Source organism: Neobacillus thermocopriae (assembly GCF_010975035.1).
GTDB lineage: Bacteria > Bacillota > Bacilli > Bacillales > Cytobacillaceae > Neobacillus > Neobacillus thermocopriae.
On the sequence record NZ_JAAIUV010000050.1, the window covers coordinates 1 to 2,059 of the forward strand.

The 2,059-nt window shown below is 31.3% G+C and carries 1 protein-coding gene and 1 pseudogene; both read right to left on the minus strand.

The features are described 5' to 3' along the window. Positions 1-599: 599 nt before the first annotated feature. On the minus strand, positions 600-1,160 hold the full coding sequence (locus tag G4Z05_RS16265; protein WP_163252834.1) for a hypothetical protein: 561 nt from the start codon (positions 1,158-1,160) through the stop codon (positions 600-602). A 198-nt stretch (positions 1,161-1,358) separates the two neighbouring features. Then, positions 1,359-2,059: pseudogene (gene istB, locus G4Z05_RS16270) on the minus strand (IS21-like element helper ATPase IstB); the annotation flags it as partial.

Here is a 2,059-nt window from a genome sequence, read left to right on the forward strand (position 1 = left end):
TAAAATCCGCATTATATTTTTTACCTGTATTTTTGTTTACCATTTGGACACAACCTTTCTATACCTAGTATGGTCAGATTTACAAAAAACTTAACTTAGTTGTGTCCATGAAACTATACTAGCATCAAACCAAGTATTGAAATTTTACAACAAACAATTGAAATAATTAATACAATCTTATATAACATTTATGAACTCGATAAACATGATTTATTGAGGGATTAAAGGTTTAACTGTATTTTTTTATGAAATTCAGATTTATAAATTGAAGTAAAATGAATTATTATCTATTTTTATCATAATTCTAAGTTAACAAATAAACAATTTAGATGTTATCCATTTAACAAACCTGATTAAACTAAGCTTTCTTAAAATGCAGAAATAATAGTCAAAATATCAAAGTTCTAAAGTAATCAATGACGGGTTTCGATTCTTCTTTAAAGAATGGGTAACAAATGCGGAAACAACTTAAGAATGTTAATTGTATTAAAGTAATATATTTTTCTAGCAAAATACTTTTGTTAAATATGATAAATAAAAACCTGTAAAAATTTTTATAATCATTTTTACAGGTTTTAAATAATCTTAATATTTAATTGTTATATTTCATATGGATTTTTTATAGTTGGGACGTCTATTTTTTCCTCATACCCGACCTTTTCGTTAACATCCTTAACAAATCTTGTAATATCTTCCATACTAATCTTACTTAAAAGAAAAACAGCAGTATGTTCCTCACCAGCTTTATCGATAAAGTCAATCGATAAAAAGTTTTGAATTTCTTTTGTTTGTTTTGTACCAATACCAGATATTCCACCTACAATAGCAGCAAGTGGTCCAAATAAAAGACCTCCTACAACTGCTCTTTTAATGACTGACTTTTGTTTTTCAACTAATTGGTATTCAGTTAAATGTTGAACTCTTTTAACTTGATCTAATGAGAGTCGATGGGTATTGTTAATTAAAAGATGATCACTTTTTGTTCCAATATGAGCATCTATTCCTTCTTGGAGATTAGGAATACCAGCAATGTGTATCATTGATAGCACTTGACTACTATACCCCTGAGCATGCATTAATCCATCACCAATAGCAGTTGTAATGAGATACAGAACAAAGACAATACCAAAGAAACCAAGCAAAATCCAAAAAAGTGTCATTTCCCATTCCCACCTTTAATTTTAGCATATAATTCCACTCCTAATTTAAGATATGAATTTAAAATGGAAAATAATATTATTATTAGATTTTTCTTTGTTCTTTTGTTTTTTCTAAATTGACAAAAGAATACATGTTTTTGGCAAGTAGGAAATGTATCAAATGGCAATTAAAAATGTACCACTTGCCAATCCCTATATTTACTTATTGTGTAATAATGATTCTTTATACCGGTAGCTTTCTCCATTAAATACAATTAAATGAGAATGGTGAATCAGCCGATCGATCACAGCTTCCGTTAAGATCGGATCCTCAAATACGTGATTCCACTGACCAAATTGTAAATTCGTCTCACAATCATGCTCTTTCTTTCATAACACATTGAGATGACTTGAAAAAGAAGTTCTGCCCCCTGTTTATGTAGAGGGATGTACCCTAGTTCATCAAGAATCAGAAGATCGAGTTTCTCTATCTGCTTAAAGACCCGGCTCAACGAGCCTTTTTCGTGCGCATCTAGTAAGCTATTCACTAGACCAGCCACCGTATAAAATTTGATGCGCTTCTCTAATTTTTGAATCGCGTTTAAACCAATTAACGTCGATAAGTAGGTCTTTCCGGTACCCACACCTCCATAAAAGATTAAATTTTCTCCATTTTCAATAAAGTGCCCGTTTAACAGATATTCTGCTGTGATGCCTTGAGCCATTTGAATGTGGGTCCATTCAAACGGCTTTCCTGCTATTTTAGGCAACGTTGCCTGAGAGAGTAATTGATTAACCTTTCGTTTTTCCCGTTGTTTCACTTCTTGTTCAAAGAGTTGGAGAAGATACTCCTCATGGCTCATTGCTTCGATTTCATGATAATGCTGACGAATCCAGCTTAATTTCAACCGTTTTGCATA

Coding starts and splice junctions, on each gene's coding strand:
- G4Z05_RS16265 (WP_163252834.1), bottom strand. CDS start 1,160: ATGACACTTTTTTGGATTTTGCTTGGTTTCTTTGGTATTGTCTTTGTT.